The sequence below is a fragment of the Pseudomonas sp. JV414 genome (assembly GCF_032424305.1).
In the GTDB taxonomy this organism is placed as follows: Bacteria; Pseudomonadota; Gammaproteobacteria; order Pseudomonadales; family Pseudomonadaceae; genus Aquipseudomonas; species Aquipseudomonas lini.
The window spans coordinates 1-2,051 of the sequence record NZ_VYKC01000014.1 but is presented as its reverse complement, the minus strand read 5'-3'; the positions used below and the strand labels follow the sequence as shown (position 1 = coordinate 2,051).

Annotated in this window: 3 protein-coding genes; all 3 read right to left on the bottom strand. The window is 60.2% G+C overall.

What is annotated here, in order from left to right; translation table 11 throughout:
• The coding region (locus F6R97_RS29640; protein WP_409999804.1) for a transposase domain-containing protein at positions 1-162 on the bottom strand (162 nt) is incomplete at its 3' end.
• A 116-nt stretch (positions 163-278) separates the two neighbouring features.
• Positions 279-836 carry a phosphonate degradation HD-domain oxygenase gene (locus tag F6R97_RS16345; protein ID WP_315866818.1) on the bottom strand — a complete coding sequence of 186 codons (558 nt, stop codon included), beginning with the start codon at positions 834-836 and terminating at the stop codon, positions 279-281.
• The gene (locus tag F6R97_RS16340; protein ID WP_050682248.1) at positions 836-1,969 is read right to left on the bottom strand and encodes a TIGR03364 family FAD-dependent oxidoreductase; all 1,134 of its coding nucleotides are present in this window, start codon (positions 1,967-1,969) and stop codon (positions 836-838) included. The genes F6R97_RS16345 and F6R97_RS16340 overlap by 1 nt, the downstream gene beginning before the upstream one ends.
• Positions 1,970-2,051: the final 82 nt, after the last annotated feature.

Below are 2,051 nucleotides of genomic sequence, written 5' to 3'. Positions count from 1 at the left end.
CCACACAATACGCTCGGCCGGCAGACGTCTGCGGCGAATAGAGACCGTACCGGTCGACGCCAGCGCCTGTTCAATCCACACAGGATCAATCAGCTGTGCAAAGCGTTCGAAGGAGATCGGATTAAGTTTGGTAACTTCTTGAAGGTCGTTTTGGAGGGGCATGAAGCGAGCTCATAAAAACATAAGCCCGTTTCTATTATTGCTTGGCGGGCAAGTCAATTCCTTAACTGACTGGCATTAGGGCTTGCCCGCGATGGGCGCGACTCGATTGTGAAGCTTTACTCAGCCAGCAGCCGCAACGCCTTTTCCTTCAAGATGCCCAGATCCATCACCGGCACCCACATCTCCTTCGCCAACTCATCCCACTGACGCATCCTCAAACTGACCGCGCACAACGGATCCTGCTCGAACGCCTCAGCCTCGGCAGCCGTCATCACCCCGCCCTGATACTCAAGCGTCCGCCGACTGGCTTCACTTAAACGCTCGTAGTACCCGGGCTCTTTGAGCGTCAGATAACGTTTCGCCTGAACGTGATATTCCACCAGCCGCGCCAGGTGTTCGCTGAAGCCGGCACGACGCAAGTAATCCGCCCCCAGTCGCTCGTGGCTGACTATCCCAAAACCACCCATGTTCTCGGCACCCTCGGCGCAGATATGCCCGATGTCATGAAAGAACGCCGCCAGCACCACTTCATCATCGAACCCCTCGGCCATCGCCAGTTCCGCCGCCTGAGACATGTGCTCGATCTGCGACACTGGTTCGCCGATGTAATCGTTGTCGCCAAACCGCTCGTACAGACCGAACACCTCGGCGATCACTTGCTCATGGCGGTCCATCAACTGTCTCCCAATAAAGTCGCGACGTTACGTTCGGCCATCGCCGGCCCGACGCTCATGCCGACACCGGTGTGCATCAACGCCACGCTCACACCTGGCATCGGCTGCAGAAAGGAGAACGGTCCCGGCCCGCGTGAACCATAGACGCCCTGCCAGCGTTCGACCACTTGCACCTTGCAGCCCAACGTCTGCTCGGCCAGTTCAATCATCCAGTCATCCACCTGCTCGGCATTGAACGGTGATGGATCGCTGCCGTAATGGTGGGAGTCGCCGATGATCAACTCACCGTAAGGCGTCGGGCTGATCAGCAGATGAATGCCGTTTTCATGCAGATGGGGTGCGTCGCGCAGAATTTGCGCCTGCACCGCTGCAGCTTCCGGCAGATCGGCGAAGGCGCCGTAGTGCACGCAACTCAGGCCGGTGAGCAGCGCGTGTTGCAGGTTGAGGTTGATCTGCGGTCGGGCACGAAGCATTTGCAGGCGGCAGATTTGCGGGTTGAGTTCGGCAATTGGCTCGGCCAGCAGCGTTTGATAATCGTGGCCGGAGCAGACGATGATCTGCTCGGCGCTGAAGGTGCCGGCGGTGCTGTGCAAGCGGCCCGGCTCGATGTCGCGCACCAGCGTGGAGAAGTGGAACTCGACGCCAAGTTCGCGGCGCAGGTAGTCGATCAATGCCGGAATCGCTTCGCGGGAATATAGCTGCTGGTCGTCCATGCCGTGCAACGCAGCGCGGTGATGGCTGAACTGGCCGCCGTACAAATCGCGCAATGCCGCACCGCGCAGCAGCTCGACGCGGTAACCGTGCTCCATGGCGCGACCGGCGCAGAAGGCTTCCAACAGGTGCTCTTCCGCTTCGGTGCGGGCGAACAGGTACGAGCCGTTGTGCTTGAGCTGCAGGCCCGCCAGTTGTGCCCACTGGCCCCAGATGTCGCGGCTGGCCTTGGCCAGTTCCAGCATTGAGCCCGGGGGTTGGCCGGTGACCAGTGCCTGGCCGAAGTTGCGCACCGACGCGCCGAGTGGGGTTTCGCTGCGCTCGAAGACTTTGACCTTGAGGCCGCGTTTGGCAGCGGCATAGGCGTGGGACAGGCCGAGAATGCCGGCGCCTACGATCAGCATGTCGTTGTGGTGAGTCATGGAGATTTGTTCCTGAATTCGAGACCGCCATCGCGGGCAAGCCCGCTCCCACAGGGATTTATGGCGGACACAGATTTTGTGA